General features: G+C 62.3%; 19 protein-coding genes. 13 read left to right on the top strand and 6 right to left on the bottom strand.

Annotated features, from left to right (window positions below; genetic code table 11):
- The first annotated feature begins 40 nt into the window (after positions 1 to 40).
- Complete coding sequence (locus tag B4F51_RS13400) at positions 41 to 1,579, top strand: amino acid permease (protein ID WP_296226262.1); 1,539 nt, start codon at positions 41 to 43, stop codon at positions 1,577 to 1,579.
- A 77-nt stretch (positions 1,580 to 1,656) separates the two neighbouring features.
- Complete coding sequence (locus B4F51_RS13395; protein WP_296226259.1) at positions 1,657 to 3,189, top strand: amino acid permease; 1,533 nt, start codon at positions 1,657 to 1,659, stop codon at positions 3,187 to 3,189.
- Positions 3,190 to 3,242: 53 nt separating this feature from the next.
- Here the strand turns inward: B4F51_RS13395 and B4F51_RS13390 are convergent, their stop codons facing one another.
- From B4F51_RS13390 to B4F51_RS13365, 6 genes are all read right to left on the bottom strand, one after another.
- Positions 3,243 to 3,962: an ABC transporter ATP-binding protein gene (locus B4F51_RS13390; RefSeq protein WP_296226257.1), complete on the bottom strand. Its 720-nt coding sequence runs from the start codon at positions 3,960 to 3,962 to the stop codon at positions 3,243 to 3,245.
- Positions 3,962 to 4,738 (bottom strand): ABC transporter ATP-binding protein, encoded by a 777-nt coding sequence (locus B4F51_RS13385; protein WP_296226379.1) that lies wholly within the window; start codon positions 4,736 to 4,738, stop codon positions 3,962 to 3,964. Before B4F51_RS13385 ends, B4F51_RS13390 begins: the two co-directional genes overlap by 1 nt.
- A gap of 8 nt (positions 4,739 to 4,746) precedes the next feature.
- Positions 4,747 to 6,081: a branched-chain amino acid ABC transporter permease gene (locus B4F51_RS13380; protein WP_296226255.1), complete on the bottom strand. Its 1,335-nt coding sequence runs from the start codon at positions 6,079 to 6,081 to the stop codon at positions 4,747 to 4,749.
- A complete protein-coding gene (locus B4F51_RS13375; RefSeq protein WP_296226252.1) occupies positions 6,082 to 7,029 on the bottom strand; it encodes a branched-chain amino acid ABC transporter permease in 948 nt (315 codons plus the stop codon).
- Positions 7,030 to 7,145: 116 nt separating this feature from the next.
- Positions 7,146 to 8,399 (bottom strand): branched-chain amino acid ABC transporter substrate-binding protein, encoded by a 1,254-nt coding sequence (locus tag B4F51_RS13370; RefSeq protein ID WP_296226251.1) that lies wholly within the window; start codon positions 8,397 to 8,399, stop codon positions 7,146 to 7,148.
- A 221-nt stretch (positions 8,400 to 8,620) separates the two neighbouring features.
- Complete coding sequence (locus B4F51_RS13365) at positions 8,621 to 10,249, bottom strand: 3-(methylthio)propionyl-CoA ligase (protein WP_296226249.1); 1,629 nt, start codon at positions 10,247 to 10,249, stop codon at positions 8,621 to 8,623.
- 331 nt (positions 10,250 to 10,580) lie between these two features.
- On the opposite strand from B4F51_RS13365, the gene B4F51_RS13360 reads away from it, so the two are divergent.
- The 11 genes from B4F51_RS13360 to B4F51_RS13310 all read left to right on the top strand — a co-directional run bounded on the left by B4F51_RS13360 (position 10,581) and on the right by B4F51_RS13310 (position 21,761).
- Positions 10,581 to 12,164 carry a protein adenylyltransferase SelO gene (locus B4F51_RS13360; protein ID WP_296226247.1) on the top strand — a complete coding sequence of 528 codons (1,584 nt, stop codon included), beginning with the start codon at positions 10,581 to 10,583 and terminating at the stop codon, positions 12,162 to 12,164.
- 229 nt (positions 12,165 to 12,393) lie between these two features.
- Positions 12,394 to 12,780: a peptide-methionine (R)-S-oxide reductase MsrB gene (gene msrB, locus B4F51_RS13355; RefSeq protein ID WP_296226245.1), complete on the top strand. Its 387-nt coding sequence runs from the start codon at positions 12,394 to 12,396 to the stop codon at positions 12,778 to 12,780.
- Between the two features lie 34 nt (positions 12,781 to 12,814).
- The gene (locus tag B4F51_RS13350; protein ID WP_296226244.1) at positions 12,815 to 13,372 is read left to right on the top strand and encodes a septation protein A; all 558 of its coding nucleotides are present in this window, start codon (positions 12,815 to 12,817) and stop codon (positions 13,370 to 13,372) included.
- Positions 13,372 to 13,644: a BolA family protein gene (locus B4F51_RS13345; protein WP_296226243.1), complete on the top strand. Its 273-nt coding sequence runs from the start codon at positions 13,372 to 13,374 to the stop codon at positions 13,642 to 13,644. Before B4F51_RS13350 ends, B4F51_RS13345 begins: the two co-directional genes overlap by 1 nt.
- A 23-nt stretch (positions 13,645 to 13,667) precedes the next feature.
- Positions 13,668 to 14,465 carry a peptidylprolyl isomerase gene (locus B4F51_RS13340; protein WP_296226242.1) on the top strand — a complete coding sequence of 266 codons (798 nt, stop codon included), beginning with the start codon at positions 13,668 to 13,670 and terminating at the stop codon, positions 14,463 to 14,465.
- Between the two features lie 281 nt (positions 14,466 to 14,746).
- Entirely contained in the window at positions 14,747 to 15,727 is a 981-nt protein-coding gene (locus B4F51_RS13335; protein ID WP_296226241.1) for an ABC transporter substrate-binding protein, read from the top strand.
- Between the two features lie 175 nt (positions 15,728 to 15,902).
- Positions 15,903 to 16,811: an ABC transporter permease gene (locus B4F51_RS13330; RefSeq protein WP_296226240.1), complete on the top strand. Its 909-nt coding sequence runs from the start codon at positions 15,903 to 15,905 to the stop codon at positions 16,809 to 16,811.
- A gap of 1 nt (position 16,812) precedes the next feature.
- Entirely contained in the window at positions 16,813 to 17,607 is a 795-nt protein-coding gene (locus B4F51_RS13325; protein WP_296226237.1) for an ABC transporter ATP-binding protein, read from the top strand.
- 251 nt (positions 17,608 to 17,858) lie between these two features.
- Positions 17,859 to 20,312 carry a type VI secretion system Vgr family protein gene (locus tag B4F51_RS13320; protein ID WP_296226236.1) on the top strand — a complete coding sequence of 818 codons (2,454 nt, stop codon included), beginning with the start codon at positions 17,859 to 17,861 and terminating at the stop codon, positions 20,310 to 20,312.
- A 38-nt stretch (positions 20,313 to 20,350) separates the two neighbouring features.
- Positions 20,351 to 20,824 (top strand): inner membrane protein YiaA, encoded by a 474-nt coding sequence (yiaA, locus tag B4F51_RS13315; protein ID WP_296226235.1) that lies wholly within the window; start codon positions 20,351 to 20,353, stop codon positions 20,822 to 20,824.
- 82 nt (positions 20,825 to 20,906) lie between these two features.
- Complete coding sequence (locus tag B4F51_RS13310) at positions 20,907 to 21,761, top strand: DUF4123 domain-containing protein (protein WP_296226234.1); 855 nt, start codon at positions 20,907 to 20,909, stop codon at positions 21,759 to 21,761.
- The last annotated feature ends 100 nt before the right edge of the window (positions 21,762 to 21,861 follow it).

Here is a 21,861-nt window from a genome sequence, read left to right as displayed (position 1 = left end):
TTCCGCTCGCGATCCGAGCAAAATCGACCACTCTGTATCCATGTCAGAACACGCTACCCCGTCCTCAGAGACGCCGGGCTTGCGCCGCACCTTGCGCGCGCGCCATCTCACCATGATCGCCATTGGTGGATCGATCGGCACTGGGCTATTTGTGGCCTCGGGCGCATCGGTTTCGCAGGCAGGCCCCGGAGGCGCACTTGCCGCCTACATCCTGATCGGGGCGATGGTCTATTTCCTGATGACCAGCCTCGGCGAGCTTGCCGCCTATATGCCCGTCTCCGGCTCGTTCGCCACCTACGGCGCGCTGTATGTAGACGAAGGCTTCGGCTTCGCGCTGGGCTGGAACTACTGGTACAACTGGGCGGTGACGATTGCAGTGGAACTGGCCGCCGCACAGCTCGTCATGCACTACTGGTTTCCCGATGTGCCGGGCGTCCTGTGGAGCGCAGTCTTTCTCGCCATCATCTTCCTGCTCAACGCGATCTCGGTGCGCGGCTTTGGCGAAGCAGAGTACTGGTTTGCGCTCATCAAGGTTGTCACCGTGATCTTCTTTATTGCCATTGGCCTGGCGATGATCTTCGGGATCATGAAGGGCGGTCCGCAATCGGGCTTACGCAACCTGACGGTAGGCGATGCGCCGTTCGTGGGCGGGCTGCCGGCGATGATCGGCGTGGCGATGATCGCGGGCTTCTCGTTCCAGGGTACGGAGCTGATCGGCGTGGCGGCGGGCGAATCGGCGGACCCGGCACGCACCATTCCGCGGGCAGTCAAGCAGGTTTTCTGGCGGATCCTCCTGTTCTATGTGCTGGCGATCTTCATCATCGGTGTGCTGGTGCCGTACACCGATCCGAATCTGCTTTCGACGGAAGTCACCAACATCGGCGTGAGCCCGTTCACGCTGGTGTTCCAGCATGCGGGTCTGGCGTTTGCGGCCGGGCTGATGAATGCCGTGATCCTGACCGCCGTGCTGTCGGCCGGCAATTCGGGCATGTATGCCTCCACGCGCATGCTCTACAACCTGGCCACCGAAGGCCGTGCGCCGCGCATCTTTGCGCAGCTTTCAAAGAATGGCGTGCCGCGCAATGCGCTGCTGGCCACGACTGCCGTCGGCGCACTGTGCTTCCTCAGCTCGCTGTATGGCGACAAGACGGTCTACCTGTGGCTTCTGAACACCTCGGGCATGACCGGCTTCGTGGCGTGGCTGGGCATTGCCATCAGCCACTATCGGTTCCGCAAAGGACTGGTAGCGCAGGGGCATGACCTCTCGCAACTACCGTATCGCTCGAAGTTCTTCCCGTATGGCCCGCTGTTCGCATTTGGGCTGTGCCTGATCATCACGCTGGGCCAGAACTACCAGGCCTTTACCAGCGGCATGATCGACTGGCCGGCGGTGGTCGCCACGTATATCGGCATTCCGATCTTCTTTGCGATCTGGTTTGGCTACCGCGCGGCGCGCGGCGGCCGCATCATCCGCTATCACGAGATGCACTTCCCGCGCCCACCCGTGATGCGCGATCCGCTGGCCGGCCAGGACCCCGGCCCCGAACTGCCGGTCATCGCTGCCAGCACGCAGCAATAACAACCCGCCTCGCCTGCCGCACGCATTGCGTCCGGCGGGCGTTTTGACTTGGACGCCCCACCCTGGCGTCACCCGCTATGCACACACCCATCACCCCCACCGGCCTCGAAGCCCAATCCGAACTGCGACGACGCCTGCGCTCGCGCCACCTGATGATGATCGCCCTGGGCGGCGCCATCGGCACGGGACTGTTCGTCGCCTCAGGTGCGTCGATCGCGCAGGCCGGCCCCGGCGGCGCCCTGCTGACGTATGTGCTGCTCGGCGCAATGGTCTATAGCCTGATGACGAGCCTGGGAGAGTTGGCGGTGCACCTGCCGGTGTCGGGTTCGTTCGTGACCTACAGCCGGCTGTATGTGGAAGAAGGCTTCGGCTTTGCGCTCGGGTGGAACTACTGGTTTGCGCTGGCCGTGTCAGTGGCGGTGGAATTGGCCGCCGCGCAACTGGTGATGAAGTACTGGTTCCCAGGCATGTCGGGCATGGTGTGGAGCGCGGCGTTCCTGCTGCTGATGTTTGTCCTCAACGCCTTCTCCGTGCGCGGCTTTGGCGAGGCGGAATACTGGTTCTCGATGATCAAGGTGGTGACCATCGTCGTGTTCTTGCTGATGGGCCTGGCGATGATCTTCGGCATCATGCACGGCGGGCCGCAATCGGGCTGGCAGAACTTTACGGTCGGAGACGCGCCGTTTGTGGGCGGCCTACCGGCCATGGTGGGCGTGGCGATGATCGCCGGGTTCTCGTTTCAGGGCGTCGAGACCATTGGCGTGGCTGCAGGCGAGGCGGAGAACCCCTCCCGTACGATCCCGCGCGCCATTCGCCAGACGTTCTGGCGCATCCTGCTGTTCTACGTGCTGGCGATCCTGATCATCGGTGTGCTGCTGCCGTACACCGATCCGAATCTGCTGCGCAATGAAGCCACCGACATCGGCGTGAGTCCCTTTGCGCTGGTGTTCCAGCATGCTGGGCTGGCCTTCGCTGCCGGGATGATGAATGCGGTGGTGCTCACAGCGCTGCTGTCGTCGGGTACATCGAGCCTGTATGTCTCGACGCGGATTCTGTACGACCTGTCGCTCGAAGGCCAGGCGCCGCGCTGGTTTGCCAAGGTGTCGGGCAACGGCGTGCCGCACCGGGCGCTGCTTGCCACCTCGGCGGTGGGCGCGCTGTGCTTCTTCAGCTCGCTGTTTGGGGATCAGGTCGTCTACCTGTGGCTGTTGAACACGTCAGCAGTGACGTGCTTCATTGCGTGGTTTGGCATTGCACTGGCGCACTACCGGTTCCGCAAGGGGTTCGTGAGCCAGGGGCATTCGGTGGGGCAACTGGCGTATCGATCGCCGTTCTTCCCGTTCGGGCCGATCATGGTGGCGATCCTGTGCGTGGTGATCATTCTTGGCCAGAACACCAAGGCGCTGTTTGCGCCGATCGACAACTTTGGCGCCTTCGTCGCAACGTACTGCGGGGTGTTCCTGTTCGTGGCGATTTGGCTGGGGTACCGCTGGCGGTACAAGACCCGGTTTGTGCGATACGCGGAGATGCGGTTCAGTGCGGAACACCTCCAGCGTGAAACCGTGAGCCCCGGTACTGCATATCGATCTTCCGAGGTTGCCACCAACTGAGCGGATGATGAGATGGACCGTTCGTTTGCTCGCGGTCCATCCCGAACAAGACATCAAACCTCCAACCACTCCTGCCGAACCTTCGCATCCTCCTTCAGGTCTTGAGGCGTGCCCTCAAACACAATCTGCCCATGCCCCATCACATAAACACGTTGTGAGATATCGAGGGCAATGGCGAGCTTCTGCTCAACGAGCAACACTGAAATCCCCCGCTCCTTGAGCGTCTTCAGATACTCGCCCACCAGCGTCACGATCAGCGGCGCGAGCCCCTCGGTCGGCTCGTCGATGATGATGAAATCCGGATCGCCCATCAGCGTGCGGCACAGCGTCAGCATCTGCTGCTCGCCACCGGACAGCACGCCGGCCGGGGTGTTCTCGCGCTCCTTCAGGCGCGGAAACATGCGGTACATGTCTTCCAACTGCCAGCGCGGTTTCGGCTGACTCGGATTGCGCTTATCACCCAGCAACAGGTTCTGCCGCACCGTCAGCGTCGGAAAGATATCGCGGTTCTCGGGCACATAGCCGATGCCCTGGTGCGCCACCTCGAAGGTACGCAGGCCGCTCACGTTCTTGCCGCGCAACAGGATTTCGCCTTCGTGCCTGACCATGCCCATGATGGACTTGGCCAGCGTGGAGCGCCCCACGCCGTTGCGCCCGAGCAAGGCGACGATCTCGCCCTCGCCCACGTGCATGTCGACGCCGTGCAGAATGTGGCTCTTGCCGTAGTACGCGTGCAGCCCGCGCACTTCGAGCATGGGAGTATTCGTTGCCATCAGTGCGCTCCTGCAGGTTCGTCCAGCGTGGTGCCCAGGTAGGCCTCCTTCACGCGGCGGTTGTTGCGGATGGCCTCGGGCGTGTCGGTGGCGATCACCTCGCCGTAGACCAGCACCGAAATGCGATCGGCCAGGCCAAACACCACGCTCATGTCGTGCTCGACCATCACCAGCGTCTTACCGACGGTCACCTTGCGGATCAAGTCGACGGCGTGGTCGGACTCTGAGCGGCTCATGCCGGCAGTCGGCTCATCCAGCAGGATCACGTCTGCACCACCGGCGATGGTGACGCCGATCTCCAGCGCGCGCTGCTCGGCATACGTGAGCAGACCCGCGGCGGCATCGCGCCGGTGCGTCATGCCAATCTGCTCGAGCACCTCCTCCGCCCGCTCGCGGGCATCGCGCAATTCGGCCAGCTTGTGCCAGAACGAATACTTGTAGCCGAGCGACCAGAGCACTGCGCAGCGCAGGTTTTCGAACACCGACAGCCGATGGAAGATGTTGGTGATCTGGAAACTGCGCGACAGGCCCTTGCGGTTGATCTCGAACGGGGCAAGACCGCTGATCTCCTCACCATTCAGGCGCACGCTGCCCGAACTGGCAGGGAAACGACCCGAGATCAGATTGAACGTGGTCGACTTGCCGGCGCCGTTCGGTCCGATGAGCGCGTGGCGCTCACCCTTGCCGACGGTGAGGTTGACGCCTCGGATGATCTCGGTGGCGCCGAAGCGCTTGCGCACGTCGCGCAACTCAAGCGCGGCGACCGGCCCAGACATGGGTTGGCTCATGGTTTCGGCTCCTGCAATGCATTGTCCCAGGCGGTGCGCAGCTTGCCTGCTGCGACGCGCAGACCGACGGCGCCCACCACCCACAGCACGGCGGTCACGGCCCACGGCATCCAGGTATTCGGTTCGACCGACAGGCCGAACAGCGTAGCCACGCCGCCCGAGCTGTCGTCCTGCACGGCGTAGATCATCTCGACGGTGGAGATCAGCGCCACCAGCAGGATCGCCGCCGGCACGATTGCCACGCCATAAGCCGGCAGCAGCGTCTTGAGCTTGCCGCGCCGTGCGATCGGCAGATGCATCACCAAGAGGCTGGCAATGCCGCCCGGTGCATACATGACCATCAGCACGAAAAACAGGCCGAGGTACAGCAGCCACGCCTTGGTGATGCCGGACAGCGCCACGGTAAAGAACACGGTCAGCACCGCGCCGATGATCGGACCGAAGAAGCTGCCCATGCCGCCGATGAACGCCGCCAGCAGCACCGCGCCCGAGCGCACCGCCGACACGTTTTCGGCCGTCACGATTTCGAAGTTGATGCACGACAGCGCCCCGGCAATGCCCGCGAAAAACGCCGACAGAATCACCACCAGATACCGCACGCGCTGTGTGTTGTAGCCGATGAATTCCACGCGCTCGGGGTTGTCACGCACGGCGTTGGCAATGCGGCCCAACGGCGTCTGCGTCCAGGCATACATGAGCGCCATCGAGATCAGGCACCACGCGGCAATCAGGTAATACACCTGACGCGCCGGGCCAAAGCTGACACCCAGCAGCGCATCGCCGATGCTGCGGTTGGTCGATACGCCGCCCTCGCCGCCAAAGAAATCGGGGAACATCAGCGCGCTGGCGAACACCATCTCGCCGATGCCCAGCGTGATCATCGCGAACGTCGTGCCCGACTTCTTGGTGGTGACATAGCCGAAGATCACGCCGAACAGCGCACCGCCCAGTCCACCTGCGATCGGCAGCAATGCGACAGCCAGCGGCCCGCCGATGCCCAGTGCCGGCATTGCCCCGATCTTGTTGAGCGCATGCACCGCCATGAAGGCACCCAAGCCGGCATAGACCGCGTGCCCGAACGACAGCATGCCCGACTGCCCCAGCAGCATGTTGTACGACAGCGCAAAGATGATCATGATGCCCATCTGCGAGAGCAGCGTGATCGCAAAACCCTGCGGCCAGATGAGCGGCAGCACGATCATCACCATCGCAGTGGCGCCCCAGATGAGCCAGCGAACGAGATTGACCGGCTTGAATTTCATCGTGCACGCGCGATCGTTGGACGGCAGCGTTCGTTGTTGTTGCGCTTGTTGACGCATAGTGCGTTCCATTTAGCTCTCCCGCGTACCCATCAGCCCACGCGGGCGGAAGATCAGCATCAGTACCAGCAGCAGATATGGCAGCACCGGCGCCACCTGCGCGATCGTCAGGCTCCAGACCGAGATGAGTGGCACATCTGGGTTGAGCGCGACACCGATGTTGCCCAGCAGGCTCTGCACCGAAATATCCAGCGTGACGGCAAAGGTCTGGATGCAGCCGATCAGCAGCGACGCGACGAAGGCGCCCACCAGCGACCCCATTCCGCCCACCACCGCCACCACGAAAACGATGGAGCCCACCGCCGCCGCCATTGAAGGCTCAGTGACGAAGGCATTGCCACCGATCACGCCCGCCAGCCCGGCGAGTGCGCAGCCGCCACCGAACACCAGCATGAACACGCGCGGCACGTTGTGGCCGAGCGCTTCGACCATGTCGGGGTGCGTAAGCGCCGCCTGGATGACCAGCCCGATGCGCGTACGGGTGAGCAGCAGGAAGATGCCCACCAGCATCAGCAGCGATACGAGCATCATGAACGCGCGGTACTTGGGGAACGACGACGTGAACAGCGTAAACAGCGGCCCGTCCAGCGCGTCCGGCACGCGGTACGGCACGGCCGGCAGGCCCCACACCAGCTTCACGCCCTCTTCAATGAGATAGGCCAGACCAAAGGTGAACAGCAGTTCGGCAACGTGCCCGTAACGGTGCACCGTGCGCAGGCCGAAACGCTCGACCACCGCACCCAGCGCCCCCACCATCAGCGGCGCCACGATCAGCGCGGCCCAGAAGCCCAGATACCCGCTGACCACGTAGGCGAAATACGCGCCCAGCATGTAGAAGCTGGCATGCGCGAAGTTGAGGACGCCCATCATGCTGAAGATCAGCGTCAGGCCCGACGACAGCATGAACAGCAGCAGCCCGTAGCTGATGCCGTTCAACAAGTTGATGACTAGGAATTCCACGCTACAGCCCTCTCGGCAAGGCATGGACGCGGCGCGCCGGTCCATGCCTTTGCTCGTTTAAAACATCGCCACACGATAGCATCGGGCGGCCCTTCGACACACCACCTACCGTTTCATTAAGGACGTTTCATCTGGCAGGAAGTCGGCTGCGACGCGATGTATTGGTCTAGCACCGCATCGGTCTTCCAGCCGTAGCCGGTGTTTTCCTGGTCGTACTTGACCGTCTTGCCGTTGGTCTTTTCCCAGGTGGCGATGTAGAGCGGCTGCTGGCCCTGGTGGTCAGTTGCTCGCATCTCGAAGGAACCATTCAGGCTGTCGACCTTCATGCCCTCAAAGGCCTTCGCGACCTTGGCAGGCTCGGTCGACTTGGTCTGCTTGACGGCCTTGGCCAGCATGGCGATGCCGGTGTATGAGGCCATCAGGTAGAAGTCGTCGTTGTACTTCTTCTTGAAGCCGTCGACGATGTCCGCGCCCTTGAAGCCGTCGTTGTTGACGTTCCAGTAGCCGACATACTTCACGTGGTCGGCACCGGCCGAACCCATGGCCGTCGGCACGCCCGTCGTCGAGGCGTAATACGTATAGAAGTTGGCGTTCAGGCCCGCATCCTTGCCGGCCTTGATGAGCAGCGCCAGGTCGCTGCCCCAGTTGCCAGTGATAACAGTGTCCGCGCCAGACGATTTGATCTTCGAGACGTACGGCGAGAAATCCTTCACCTGTGCCAGCGGGTGCAGGTCTTCGCCCACGATCTCGATGTCCGGGCGCTTGCGCTTGAGGTATTCCTTGGCCGCACGCGCCACCTGATGACCAAACGAATAGTTTTGGTTGATCAGGTAGACCTTCTTGACCTTCGGGTCCTTGGCCAGGTAGCTGGTCAGGGCCTCCATCTTCATGTCGGAGTTGGCGTCCAGACGGAAGTGCCAGTAGTTGCACTTGCTATTGGTCATGTCCGGATCCACCGCCGCGTAGTTCAGGTAGACGATTTCCTTGCCAGGGTTGCGCTCGTTGTACTTGGCCACTGCGTCTTCCAGCGCCATGCCCACGCTCGAGCCGTTGCCCTGCACGATGTAGTGGATGCCCTGGTCAGCCACCTGCTTGAGCACGGTCAGGCTTTCCTGCGGCGAGAGCTTATTGTCGAAGCCCACCACCTCGAACTTGGTGCCGTCGCCGGCCCAGTTCTTCTGCGTGGCCAGGTCGGCGATGTATTGCCAACTGCGCAACTGGTTCTGACCCAGCGCGCCCATCAGGCCCGACAACGGGTCGATCCAGGCGATCTTGACGGTTTCGGCGGCGGATGCCGCGGTGGGCGCAGCGGCGCTACCGATTGCCGCGACACATGCAACAGCCACAAACAACGGACGGAACTTCGTCATGCGTGTCTCCTTCATGTCGTGGAGCCGCCGGCGAGTCACTCTCCTGCATGCCACAACGGGCATGCAGGCTGCTTGCGTCTCCAGGTTGCAACGCGCCCGGGCTTCATCCCGCCGCATCCGCATTGGATACGCGGCGGCCGGCCCTGATCCGGTTGTCCTCCGTCCGCCATCCTCATGCCCGGCTTGTTGCCGGTGCACGGGCGGCGGTTTCTGTTTTGTGTCTACGCCTGCACGGCGGGGAACTGATAGTCCTTGAACTGCTCGCGCAGCTTGAGCTTCTGCATCTTGCCGGTGGCGGTGAGCGGAATTTCGGTGACGAACACCACGTCGTCCGGAATCCACCACTTGGCGACCTTGCCCTCGAAGAACTTGAGCATCTCCTCGCGCGTGAGCTCCGCGCCCGGCTTCTTCATTACCACCAGCAGCGGGCGCTCATCCCACTTCGGGTGGTAACAGGCGATACACGCCGCCATGTGCACGGCGGGGTGCGCAGCGGCCACGTTCTCCACGTCGATGGACGAGATCCACTCGCCGCCGGACTTGATCACGTCCTTGCTGCGATCGGTGATCTGCATGTAACCGTCGGCGTCGATATTGGCCACATCGCCGGTCGGGAACCAGCCGTCGACCAGCGGTGAGCGATCGCCCCGATAGTAAGTGTCGATGACCCACGGACCACGCACGTAGAGATCGCCGAAAGCCTTGCCATCCCACGGCAGCTCGGCACCTTCCGCATCGACAATCTTCATCTCGACACCATAGATGGCGCGGCCCTGGCGTTCGAGCACGTGCTGCTTGGCCTCTTCCGGCAGGTCGGCATGCTTGCCCATCAGCTTGCACGTCGTGCCCAGCGGTGACATCTCGGTCATGCCCCACGCATGGATGACCTCCACGTCGAGCGCCTCGAGCGCTCGGATCATGGCCGGCGGGCAAGCCGAGCCGCCGATCACCGTGCGACGGAACGTCGAAAACTTGAGGTTGTTGGCTTGCATATGCTGCAGCAAGCCCAGCCACACCGTCGGCACGCCGGCGGAGAAGGTCACCTTCTCCTGCTCGAACAGCTCATACAACGAAGCACCGTCCAGCTTCGGCCCCGGAAAAACCAGCTTGGCACCCACCAGCGGCACCGAATACGGCAGCCCCCACGCGTTGACGTGGAACATCGGCACCACCGGCAGGATCACGTCCTGCGCCGAGCACCCCAGCGCATCCGGCAGTGCCGACGCATACGAATGCAGCACGGTGGAGCGGTGCGAATACAGCGCGCCCTTCGGGTTGCCTGTCGTGCCCGACGTGTAGCACAGGCTCGATGCGGTGTTCTCGTCGAACTGCGGCCAAGTGTAGTCGGCGCTCTGCGCGTCCAGCAGCTCTTCATAGCAGAGCATCGGCACGCTGGAGTTGGGCATGTGGGCCCGGTCGGTCATCGCCACCCAGCCCTTCACGTTCGGGCAATGCGGCGCGATGCCCTCGACGAGCGGCACGAAGGTCAGGTCGAAGAAGACGTACTGATCGTCTGCGTGATTGACGATGTAGGCGATCTGGTCCGGGAACAGCCGCGGGTTGATGGTGTGGCACACCGAACCCGAGCCTGAGACTCCGTAATAGATCTCAAGGTGGCGGTAGCCATTCCAGGCCAACGTCCCAATGCGATCGCCGGGCTGTACGCCCAGCGCTGCCAGCGCGTTCGCCAGTTGCTTCGAGCGGTCTCGCACTTGCCGGTACGTGGTGCGATGGATATCGCCCTCGACACGGCGCGACACGACTTCAGTCGAACCGGAATTGCGCGCTGCATGCTCGATGATGGTCGAGATAAGCAAAGGGCTGCTCATCATTTGTCCCATCAGGGCCATGGTGTCTCCTAGAAAAACTGAACAACCGTTCTATTTTTTGGCCGATTGTTCCCGTGATCGCCTAGCTCGTCAACGGGATATTGTTGTGCGCTGCCACATCGGCCCCCATGTTTACCCGGCCATCTGAAAAACCCTGTTAACCGTTGTGGTGCAAGGGTTCACAGGCTGCAGCCTTCTTTACTGGCAAGTACAATACGCGATAGCGTTGCTGCGTCTCAACATGGCGTTTTCCCCTACGCAGAGAGCATTTTTCTGCACTGCGGAATTCTCAACTCTTGACGATTCGGCACTGTTCTTGCGCTGTTTCCTGTGCTAATCGCTCGCCCGCTCCATGCCGACCTCCCCCGCCGCCCTTCCTGACGATTCACTGATCAGCCAGTTCGACTGGCCGGGCCGCCCTGCCGCCGCCCCAGGATTCGCCACACTTGGCGAACGTTTCCTGACTCGCCTGCCTCCGCTGCCAATGTCGTCTTTCGGAGCGCCTTATCTGGTGGGCTTTTCACCGGACGCCGCCGCGCCGCTGGGCATTTCGCGCACGGAACTCGACACCCCAGCCGGGCTGGACGTATTCACCGGCAACGCCATCGCCACATGGAGCGACCCGTTTGCCACTGTCTACTCGGGCCACCAGTTCGGCGTATGGGCCGGCCAGTTGGGCGACGGCCGTGCGCTGCTGCTGGCAGAACTGCAGACAGGCGACGGCCCCTGCGAAGTCCAGCTCAAGGGCGCGGGTCGCACGCCGTATTCGCGCATGGCTGACGGGCGCGCCGTGCTGCGATCGTCCATCCGTGAATTCCTGTGCTCCGAGGCAATGGCTGGCCTGGGCATCCCGACCACGCGCGCTTTGTGCGTGACCGGCACCGACGCCCCGGTACGCCGCGAAGACATCGAAACCGCCTCCGTGGTCACGCGCCTGGCGCCATCATTCGTGCGCTTCGGCCATTTCGAGCACTTTGCCGCCAACGAAAAGCTGCCCGAACTGCGTGCGCTGGCCGATTACGTCATCGATCGCTTCTATCCTGCTTGCCGAAACGAGCCGCAACCCTACCTGGCCCTGCTGCGCGAGGTCGCCCGTCGCACCGCCGAATTGATGGCGCAATGGCAAGCCGTCGGCTTCTGTCACGGCGTCATGAACACCGACAACATGTCGATCCTGGGGCTCACGCTCGACTACGGCCCGTTCGGCTTCCTCGATGGTTTCAATGCCAACCACATCTGTAACCACTCCGACACCGGCGGCCGCTACGCCTACGCCCAGCAACCGCAGATCGGTTACTGGAACCTGTTCTGCCTCGCGCAGGCCCTGCTGCCGCTGTTCGGCGAAGATCCCGATATTTTGGTCGACTTGAGCGACGAAGCCCAGACCCAGCCCGCCATCGACGCCGCACAGGACACCCTGCTCGTCTACCGCGACACCTACGGCGCCGCCTTCTACGCCCGCTACCGCGCCAAGCTCGGCTTGACGGCCGCGCAGGATGCCGACGAAACACTTTTCGGCGACCTGTTCAAGCTGCTGCACACCCAGCGCGCCGACTACACGCTCTTCTTCCGCCACCTCGCCGACGTGCGCCGCGACGACACGCCCGCCGCGGCAGAAACGTGCACCGTGCGCGATTTCTTCTTCGACCGCGCCGCCGCCGATGTGTGGCTCGCCGCTTATCGCCAGCGCCTGCAAGCCGAACCGCAATCGGATGCCGAACGCGCCGCCGCCATGCAGCGCGTCAACCCGAAATACATACTGCGCAACCACTTGGCCGAAATCGCCATCCGCCGCGCCAAGGAGAAGGATTTCTCCGAGGTGGAAAACCTGCGCGCCGTGCTGGCCCGCCCCTTCGACGACCACCCAGGCTTTGAGCACTATGCGCAGCCCGCACCGGATTGGGCGTCATCGCTGGAGGTGAGCTGCTCGTCATGAGAACCTCCTCATGATCCGTAGCGAGCGGCCCGAGGTTGGCGTGAGAAGCGCAACCGTACACGGGTACGGCGAGCATCGCTGCGGCAAGATCGGGCCACGCAGCTGGATATTGGGCAGGCCCTGATGCCACGCTCTCATCGCGCCCTGTCAGGATCGCCGCTGCTGCGCGACAAAACCACATCGGCGGCCAATGAAGCCGCCGTCGCAACCAACCAGGAGTCTCATCACCATGACCGTCAAGAAAACCGACGCCGAATGGCGCGACCAGCTCTCCGACATCGAATACCGCGTCACCCGCGAAGCCGCCACCGAGCGCCCCTTCACCGGCAAATACTGGGATCACTGGGGCCGCGGTATTTACAACTGCGTCTGCTGCGGCACCCCGCTCTTCGAATCGTCGACCAAGTTCGACGCCGGCTGCGGCTGGCCGAGCTATTTCCAGCCGATCAACGGCGAGGTGATCGCCGAAAAGACCGACCATTCGCACGGCATGGTGCGCATCGAGGTGCAGTGCAAAAACTGCGGCGCGCACTTGGGCCACGTCTTCGAAGATGGCCCCGCGCCGACCGGTCTACGGTATTGCATCAACTCGGCTGCGCTAAACTTCGGCGATTGATCTTCCGCATCTGCTCACCTAAGCGCGCTCCCGCATGAAATTCCTGTTCGATCTGTTCCCGGTCATCCTGTTCTTTGCTGCCTTCAAGGTGGCCGGTATTTATGTGGCGACCACCGTCGCAATGGTCGCCACCGTGCTGCAGATCGCCTGGGTGTGGTTCAAGCACCGCAAGGTTGATGCCATGCAGTGGCTGTCACTGCTCATCATCGGCGTGTTTGGCGGCGCAACGCTGATCTTCCACAACGAGACCTTCATCAAGTGGAAGCCGACCGTGCTGTACTGGCTATTTGGCGTTGTGCTGCTGGGCAGCGTGCTGATCGTTCGCAAGAACCTGATCCGCGCGATGATGGAGCAGCAGGTCTCGCTGCCCGATCCGCTCTGGGCCCGTCTGAACCTGGTGTGGGCGGCGTTCTTCCTCGCCATGGGCGGCCTGAACCTGTACGTGGCGTACCACTTCGACACCGACGTCTGGGTCAACTTCAAGCTGTTCGGCTCGATGGGCCTGATGGTGGTGTTCATCATCGTGCAGAGCATCTGGCTGGCGCGCCATATGCAGGAACGCCCGGCCTCCAACTCCCAGGAAGACGCCTGATGGCCGCCGATCCGCGCGAGATCGAACGCCTGCTGCGCGAGGCCTTCCAGCCCATCCACCTCGTCGTTGAAGACGACAGCGCCAAGCACGCCGGCCATGCCGGTGCGGCTTCCGGCGGCGGACATTACAACGTCGATATCGTCAGCTCAGCCTTTGCCGGCAAGAGCCGCGTTGCGCGCCATCGCATGGTGTATGATGCGCTGCGCACGCTGTGGCCCGCTGCCATTCATGCCTTGGCGATCCACGCGGTCACACCCGAAGAAAACGTCTGAGTCCTTCCCTCGAACGCAATCCCATGAAGATTTCCAGCCTTACTGCCAGCCTGCTGGCTGTTGCCCTTGCTGCGGCTGTTGCACCGGCCATGGCCCAGAACGCCGCCGTGGTCAACGGCAAAGCCATCCCGAGCGCCAAGGTGGACGCGCTGATCAAGAAGTCGGGCCAGCCCGACTCGCCCGAGCTGCGCAACAAAGCCCGCGAGATGCTGATCGACCGTGAGCTGATCGAACAGGATGCTGCCAAGCGTGGCCTGCTGGAGCGTGACGACGTGCAGGAACAACTCGCCGCCTCCCGCCTGAACGTGCTGGTAGCCGCCGAGTTCGAAGACTACGTCAAGAACAGCCCCGCCACCGAAGAAGAGCTGCACAAGCAGTACGAAAAGATCAAGGCGCAATTCGGCAACGGCAAGGAATACCACGCCCACCACATCCTGGTGGACAAGGAAGCCGACGCCAAGGCCATCATTGCCAAGCTCAAGGCAGGCGCCAAGTTTGAAGACATCGCCAAGGCCCAATCGAAGGACAAGGGATCGGGCGCCAACGGTGGCGATCTGGACTGGGCCAACCCGGGCACCTATGTGCCGGAGTTCTCGGCAGCGCTGACCGGCCTGAAGAAGGGCGAAATCACGCAGACCCCGGTCAAGACGCAATTCGGCTGGCACGTGATCCGCCTGGACGACACGCGCGACGCCAAGATCCCGTCGTACGAAGACGTCAAGCCACAACTGCTCGAGATGATGATGGGCGACCAGAACTGGCAACGCACCAAGTTCCAGTCCATGCTGAAGGACCTGCGCGAAAAGGCGAAGATCCAGTAAGCAACAGCCCGTTGGGGCAATCAAAAAAAGGGGCCGCGTGCCCCTTTTTGATTTGATGGGCCGGTTGCATCGCACGCAATCGGAATCCCCCAGGCACAGCACGCCTTCTTTTGAAGTGTTTGCTGAAAAGCAGTCAGATTTGTCTCATAATGTGCGCCCACGCGCGCCGATATTGCACTACATCGGTGCACTCAAGAAATACTGAAAACCAACCACGCCAGCCCGGGCACATCCCGCCCACGGCCAGAGCGAAACCACCCAAAAGGAAACAGGAGATCCTTATGTCCAGCTTCAAGCATGCCTTCCGCCTCGCTGCCCTTGCTGCCATCCCGATGGCGCTTCTGCAAGCCACCCCGGCGCTGGCCCAGGCCACCAAGTCGGTCGAAGTGCTGGCCATCGTCGAACACCCGGCGCTGGATGCCATCCGCGACGGCGCCAAGGAAGAACTCAAGGCCCAGGGCTTCGACGCCGGCAAGAATCTGAAGTGGGAATACCAAAGCGCGCAAGGCAGCACCGCCACCGCCGCGCAGATCGCCCGCAAGTTCATCGGTGACAAGCCGGATGCCATCATCGCCATCGCCACGCCGTCGGCGCAGGCTGTCGTAGCCGCCACGAAGAGCATTCCGGTGGTCTACTCCGGCGTGACCGACCCGGTTGCCGCGCAACTGGTCAAAAGCTGGGAGCCGACGGGCACCAACGTGACCGGCGTGTCCGACAAGCTGCCGCTGGACAAGCAAATCGCCCTGATCAAGCGCGTGGTGCCTGGCGCCAAGCGCGTGGGCATGGTCTACAACCCAGGTGAAGCCAACTCGGTGGTGGTGGTCAATGAGCTGAAGAAGCTGCTGCCGGCCCAGGGCATGACGCTGGTGGAATCCGCCGCGCCGCGCACCGTGGATATCGCCCCGGCCGCCAAGAACCTGATCGGCAAGGTTGACGTGATCTACACGAACACCGACAACAACGTGGTGTCGGCGTACGAATCTCTGGTGAAGGTGGCCAACGAAGCTAAGATCCCGCTGGTGGCCGGCGACACCGACAGCGTGAAGCGCGGTGCGATCGCCGCACTGGGCATCAACTATTACAAGTTGGGCCAGCAGACCGGCAAGGTCGTTGCGCGCATCCTGAAGGGCGAGAAGCCGGGTGCCATCGCCTCGGCCGGCAGCTCCGACCTGGAACTGTTCGTGAACGAAGGCGCAGCCAAGAAGCAAGGCGCCACCCTGTCGGCGGACCTGCTGAAGGACGCCAAGGAAATCATCAAGTAAATCGCAAGGCGCCGGGCCGTGCTCCGCCCAACGGAGCCGGCCCGGCGCGGGTCAGTCAGCCCGCGCCCAAACGCGGCTATCCGCCGCATAATGGCCGGGCGCTCGCGCTCTACCCTCAAGCGTCCCCGTTCATTGCCTTCAGGTGCGGTGCCCAATCGCCGCGCCCTACTCTGTCATGTCACTGTTTTCGTTACTCGGCGCCCTGGAGATCGGCCTGATCTTCAGCCTCGTGGCGCTCGGGGTGCTGATCTCCTTCCGCATCCTCAATTTTCCCGACCTCACCGTTGACGGCAGCTTCCCCATGGGTGGCGCCGTGTCGGCCACGCTCATCGCGGGCGGACACGATCCGTTCACGGCGACCCTGTTCGGCATGCTGGCAGGCGCCGTTGCTGGCTTCATCACGGGCTGGCTCAACGTGCGCCTGAAGATCATGGATCTGCTCGCCAGTATCCTGATGATGATCGCGCTGTACTCGGTCAACCTGCGCATCATGGGCAAGCCGAACGTGCCGCTCATCACCGAGCCGACGGTCTTCTCGCTGCTGCAGCCGGAATGGATGCCCGACTACGTGTTCCGCCCCGTGCTGCTGGCCGTGGTGGTGGTGGTGGTCAAGCTGCTGGTGGACTGGTTCTTCTCCACGCAGATCGGCCTGTCGCTGCGCGCGACCGGCGCCAACCCGCGCATGGCACGCGCCCAAGGCGTAGCCACCGGCCGTGCCACGCTGGCCGGCATGGCGCTGTCCAACGCGCTGGTGGCACTCGCCGGCGCGCTGTACGCACAGACGCAAGGCGGCGCAGACGTGTCGATGGGTATCGGCACCATCGTGATCGGCCTGGCCGCCGTCATCATCGGCGAGACCGTGCTGCCGGCACGCCGCCTGGTGCTGACCACGCTGGCCGTGGTGGTGGGCGCGATCCTGTATCGCTTCTTCATCGCCCTGGCGCTCAACAGTGATTTCATCGGCCTGCAGGCGCAAGACCTGAACATGGTGACCGCCGCGCTGGTGGTGATCGCCCTCGTGCTGCCCGGCATGCGCCGCAAGGTGTTCGGTGCACTCGCCAAGAACGGCTCCAAGGGGAACTGACATGCTGAGCGCACAAGGACTCACCCTCACCTTCAATCCGGGCACGCCCATCGAAACGCGCGCGCTGCGTGGCCTGTCGCTGGAGATCCCGTCGGGCCAGTTCGTGTCCGTGATCGGCTCGAACGGCGCGGGCAAATCGACCTTCCTGAACTCCATCAGCGGCGACCAGATGGTCGACGGCGGCCGCATCACCATCGACGGTGAAGACGTCACGCGCAAGCATGCGTGGCAGCGCGCCGACAAAGTCGCCCGCGTCTTCCAGGACCCGATGGCAGGCACCTGCGAGAATCTGACCATCGAAGAGAACATGTCGCTGGCCATGTGCCGCGGGCAGCGTCGCGGCTTCAAGTTCGCGACCAACCGCAAGTGGCGCGAGATCTTCCGCGAGCAACTGCGCCGGCTGGACCTTGGCCTGGAGAACCGTCTGACGGACCGTATCGGCCTGCTCTCAGGTGGCCAGCGCCAGGCGGTGAGCCTGCTGATGGCCTCGCTGCAACCGTCGCGCATCCTGCTGCTGGACGAGCACACCGCAGCGCTGGACCCGAAGACGGCGGCCTTCGTGCTGGAACTGACCGCCAAGATCGTCTCTGAAAGCAAGCTGACGACGATGATGGTCACGCACTCCATGCGCCAGGCGCTCGACTACGGCGACCGCACGGTGATGCTGCATCAGGGCAACGTGATCCTCGACGTGCAGGGCGAGGAACGCAAAGGCCTGGACGTGCCGCACCTGCTGCAGAAGTTCGAGGAAACGCGCGGCGCCAAGGTGGACGACGACGCGCTGCTGCTGGGCTGATACTGGCACTGCGTTTCAACGCACCATGAAAAACGGGCACCTTCGGGTGCCCGTTTTCTTTTGGGGACAGCGCATAAACGTCGCATTCGACGACGTTCTATTTGGCATCAATGGTTCTGAATTTTGATTTCGATAATTAGAAACGATTTTCAGAATCGTCTCATGTATTTCCCGCTTCACCTTTGGCAGCCTTCGGCAGGTTTGCGCGTATTTCATTTTGTCGATTGCCTGCCAAAGGAGGAGCACCCGTCATGGACGGTCTCGACCGTTTACCGCTTTCTGAGCGCACCATTTCCGTTTCAGGCGCGGCACTGCCCACGCTGCTGGGGCAACCAACCTTGGTGTTCTCGCGCCTATCCGGCACGGACAACCTCAATGAACTGTTCGAATACGATCTGGAACTACGCACACCAGACGAGCGTCATGCGATCTACGGCCCCGCAGCCGACCTCGACAAGAAGGCCCTGGAGGGCACCGAAGTCACGATCAAGATCGAGCTGGATGGTTCGGGCGTCGGTTTAGAGGGCCGTGCGGGTGCGGGCACGCGTGAGATCACCGGTATCGTCACGCAGGTGCGCGGCCCCTATCCCGCTGGCCGGCACATCGCCTATCGCATTACGCTGCGGCCCTGGTTATGGCTTGCAACGCGACGCTCCGATTACAAGATCTACCAGAACAAGAACGTTGTTCAGATTCTGGATGCGCTGCTCGGAAATTACATCTACCCCGTAGAAAAACGGCTGGATGAGCGGAAATACCCGAATCGGGTGTTTCAGCAACAGTATGGCGAGACGGATTTCGCCTATTTCCAGCGTCTCACGCAAGAGTGGGGTATTTCCTGGTTCATGGCCCATTCAGACGGTCGGCAACGCCTGGCGCCCTACTCAAGCACCGCATATCAAACGATCCGCTGGCAAGCCACGCCAGACCGTATCGACGAAGAGCACGCCCACGAATTCGAGCTCATTGACCAGCTTGTCGCGGGCGAGTGGCGTACATCGGACTACGACTTTGGCAAGCCGCGCGCCGACCTGAGCATTCGCGACCGCGACCCGCGCGACACCGCGCATTCAACGCAAAGTCTCTACGAATACCCCGGCGACCACAGCCAGCCCACAACCGGTAGCGACCCATGGAACGAAGGCCGGTTCATCGCCCGCATTCGGATCGAGGAAATCCGCCAACACGGACTGCGCGGCAGAGGCAAAGGCAACTTGCGCGCAATGGTGCCGGGCTGCACTTTTCACCTCACCGGCTTTCTTGAACAGGAAGCCAACCGCGAATACCTCATTTTCGGCACCAAACTGCGCATTGAAGACGTGGGCGAAGCCGCAGGCACCGGCCAGCAATGGCATTGTGAAGTGGAATTCGAGGTGCAGCCCACCAACGAAATATTTCGGCCCGTACGCACGCAGCACAAGCCACGTATGTCTGGCCCCATCCAGGCGCGCGTGGTCGGCCCCGCAGGACACCCGATTCACACCGATGCTTATGGGCGCATCAAAGTGCAGATGCCATATGACCTGTACGGCAACAACGATGAGCACAGCTCATGCTGGGTCCGCGTAGCCAACGCGTGGGCAAGCCACCGCTATGGCGCCATGCACCTGCCGCGTGTCGGGCAAGAGGTTCTAGTGATTGGCATTCATGGCGACCCGGACTGTCTCATCGCCACCGAGCGCGTCTACAACAAGATGAACCTGCCACCGTGGGAGTTGCCGCAAATGCAGGCGCTCTCGGGTTTTGCCAGCCAGGAACTGCCAGATGGGGAAGGCCATGGTGGCGGCCGCCAAAACAAGATTCTGGCCGACGACACACCGGGGCAACCGCAGGCGCAGATCGGCTCAGACTTTCAATCATCGGAATTGGCGCTCGGCCATATCGTCGCCATTCCTGATTGGCAAGGCCGCAAGAACAAGCGCGGCGAGGGCTACGAGTTGCGCACGGATGCGTGGGGAGCCATGCGTGCATCCATGGGCATGCTCCTGACCACCTACAAGCGCACCCACGGCAGCGACTACGCCCTGAGCATGGGCGACATGGTGGACGCCCTGCAACAAGCAGAACGACAGACCGAACAACTGGCCGACGCCGCTCAGCAAGCGGATGCCCAAGATGGCGAGCAAAAAGAGATCGCCAAGGCCATGGCTCGGCAGCACGCCGCGCTCAAAGGCGAAGGACCGCTCAAAGAGTTCACTGCGCCTCACCTCGTGCTGACCAGCCCTGTCGGCATCGCCGCCTCAACACCGGGTCTGACCCACTTACAGAGCGGCACGCATCTCGCCATCACCACCGGAGACAACGTGTCCGTAACAGCCGCTGGGGGATTCTTCGCCAGCGTGCGCCATGCATGGCGCGTCTTCGTCTACGCGGCGGGAATGCGCTTTGTCGCGGCCGCCGGCAACATCAACGTGCAGGCCCTCAAGGATTCGATCAACCTGCTCGCCAAGCTCGAAATTACCGCTACCGCCGAGAAGATCACCATCAAGGCCAAGCAGGAGCTGCAACTCAACGGAGGCGGCAGCTATATCAAGCTGACCACCGGCGGTATCGAGAACGGCACCGAAGGTGCGTGGAAAGTCTACGCCGCCAGCAAGAACCTCACCGGCCCCAGCAGCGTGCCGGTCGATCTCAAGCCCAAGCAGGTGTGCCTTGAATGCCTGCTGAAGGCCGCCACGCGCAACACCGCCGTGGTGCCTCGCTAATTCCCCCCCCGCTTTTTCCAACCATCGTTGAATTCATCATGCGAAATTCTTATCAAGCACATCAACCGTCGTTTGCCTTTGTTGCAGCCTCATGGGCGGCGTTGCTCACCGGCTTTCTTGCGTTCCTCGTTGGGCTCTTCAATGCCAACATGCAACTGAATGAACGCGGCTACTACTTCACGGTACTCGTCTACGGCCTCTTTGCCGCTGTGTCCGTACAGAAGAGCGTGCGAGACAGGCTCGAAGGTATCCCCGTCACCGGCATTTACTACGGCCTGAGCTGGGTTTCCGTGCTTCTTGCGGTGCTGCTGCTGTGCGTGGGTCTGTTCAACGCCACGCTTGCCCTGAGCGAAAAGGGCTTCTACGGCATGTCGTTTGCCCTTGCGCTGTTTGGCGCAATCGCCGTGCAGAAGAACACGCGCGATATCCAGGCGGCCCAACCGCTCGTCATTGATCCGGCTCTGGTGCAGCACGTTCCCGACACCGGCACCTTTGCGCAGCAGGACGACTAACGCGCCCAGCAAGCCCTCCGGCTCGCTGGTGTAGCTCGGTCACAGCGAGCCGGAATCACTCTCGCCCCTCGCAAAGAATGCAATGTCAGGAAACGAAACTCCCGTTCATATTTACGTGCTGGCGGATGGCGCTGCCTATCCTTTGCGCCTGGCCGCCTTGCTGCGCGAAGCCGGCACAGAATTTCGCAACGTCTACGCCGGCCTGCCCGAAGAAGAAGCCGGAGACGCATCGCTCTTCCTCGCGCACGTAACCGACGCCGACGCACCCTGGCTGGCCGAGCTGGATGCGATGGACTTGCAGGCTCCATGCCTCACCTTGATCTGGAGCCGTGCTGACATCGACGCGCTTGCCAAGCATCTACGCCAATTCCTGATTGCCGACATTGGCGACGGCATGACGGCACTGATCCGCTATTACGACCCACGCAACCTGCTGGTCACAATGGAAGTCTGGGGCGATGAGATCAGCGACAAGCTTATGTGGCCCATCGAGCAGTGGAAGTACCGAGGCCACAGCGAAACCTGGGAGCGTATTGATGGGCCCGCGGATGGTTGCACCACGCAAACCGCCCCACTCCCCATTCAACTCACGCAAGAACAACTCGATCGCTTTGTGGAGCACTGCGAGCCTGATCAGTTGCTCGCCGCATTGGTAGAAAACGGCATCGCACCGCAGGATGGCCCTTACCTTCCTCGGTTCACAAACTTCCTGCATCGCTACCAGAAAGCTGCGGCATGGGGCTTGACCGAACCTGCTGATCGGCTGCGTTTTTGCGAACTGTCCTATCGGTACGGCCCCGCATTCGATGAACACAGCAATGTTCGCATCGCATTGGAAGAGCGGATGCGTAGCAGTAGCTCCATGGCGGCGTGCGAAGAAGGCATCCATCCCACCGTGTGGGAGCAATTACTTGCGAAAGCACCGAACGGGAAATAGCAGGATGAGATTGCAAGGACCAATCACCAATGGCGGCGATGCCTCGTGGCTAAAGCGCGTCCACCTCGGCTCGTCTGTGAATCGGAGCGTCGGCTGATGA

It is taken from the genome of Ralstonia sp. UBA689, from assembly GCF_002298975.1.
Taxonomy (GTDB): Bacteria; Pseudomonadota; Gammaproteobacteria; order Burkholderiales; family Burkholderiaceae; genus Ralstonia.
Note: the sequence above shows the minus strand (reverse complement) of the source record. Positions and strands in the feature narration are given on the sequence as shown.

Bases quoted from the DNA above. Each gene is read 5' to 3' on its own strand.
- B4F51_RS13400 (WP_296226262.1), top strand. From the start codon at position 41: ATGTCAGAACACGCTACCCCGTCCTCAGAGACGCCGGGCTTGCGCCGC.
- B4F51_RS13395 (WP_296226259.1), top strand. From the start codon at position 1,657: ATGCACACACCCATCACCCCCACCGGCCTCGAAGCCCAATCCGAACTG.
- B4F51_RS13390 (WP_296226257.1), bottom strand. From the start codon at position 3,962: ATGGCAACGAATACTCCCATGCTCGAAGTGCGCGGGCTGCACGCGTAC.
- B4F51_RS13385 (WP_296226379.1), bottom strand. From the start codon at position 4,738: ATGTCTGGGCCGGTCGCCGCGCTTGAGTTGCGCGACGTGCGCAAGCGC.
- B4F51_RS13380 (WP_296226255.1), bottom strand. From the start codon at position 6,081: ATGGAACGCACTATGCGTCAACAAGCGCAACAACAACGAACGCTGCCG.
- B4F51_RS13370 (WP_296226251.1), bottom strand. From the start codon at position 8,399: ATGACGAAGTTCCGTCCGTTGTTTGTGGCTGTTGCATGTGTCGCGGCA.
- B4F51_RS13365 (WP_296226249.1), bottom strand. From the start codon at position 10,249: ATGGCCCTGATGGGACAAATGATGAGCAGCCCTTTGCTTATCTCGACC.
- B4F51_RS13360 (WP_296226247.1), top strand. From the start codon at position 10,581: ATGCCGACCTCCCCCGCCGCCCTTCCTGACGATTCACTGATCAGCCAG.
- msrB (WP_296226245.1), top strand. From the start codon at position 12,394: ATGACCGTCAAGAAAACCGACGCCGAATGGCGCGACCAGCTCTCCGAC.
- B4F51_RS13350 (WP_296226244.1), top strand. From the start codon at position 12,815: ATGAAATTCCTGTTCGATCTGTTCCCGGTCATCCTGTTCTTTGCTGCC.
- B4F51_RS13345 (WP_296226243.1), top strand. From the start codon at position 13,372: ATGGCCGCCGATCCGCGCGAGATCGAACGCCTGCTGCGCGAGGCCTTC.
- B4F51_RS13340 (WP_296226242.1), top strand. From the start codon at position 13,668: ATGAAGATTTCCAGCCTTACTGCCAGCCTGCTGGCTGTTGCCCTTGCT.
- B4F51_RS13335 (WP_296226241.1), top strand. From the start codon at position 14,747: ATGTCCAGCTTCAAGCATGCCTTCCGCCTCGCTGCCCTTGCTGCCATC.
- B4F51_RS13330 (WP_296226240.1), top strand. From the start codon at position 15,903: ATGTCACTGTTTTCGTTACTCGGCGCCCTGGAGATCGGCCTGATCTTC.
- B4F51_RS13325 (WP_296226237.1), top strand. From the start codon at position 16,813: ATGCTGAGCGCACAAGGACTCACCCTCACCTTCAATCCGGGCACGCCC.
- B4F51_RS13320 (WP_296226236.1), top strand. From the start codon at position 17,859: ATGGACGGTCTCGACCGTTTACCGCTTTCTGAGCGCACCATTTCCGTT.
- yiaA (WP_296226235.1), top strand. From the start codon at position 20,351: ATGCGAAATTCTTATCAAGCACATCAACCGTCGTTTGCCTTTGTTGCA.
- B4F51_RS13310 (WP_296226234.1), top strand. From the start codon at position 20,907: ATGTCAGGAAACGAAACTCCCGTTCATATTTACGTGCTGGCGGATGGC.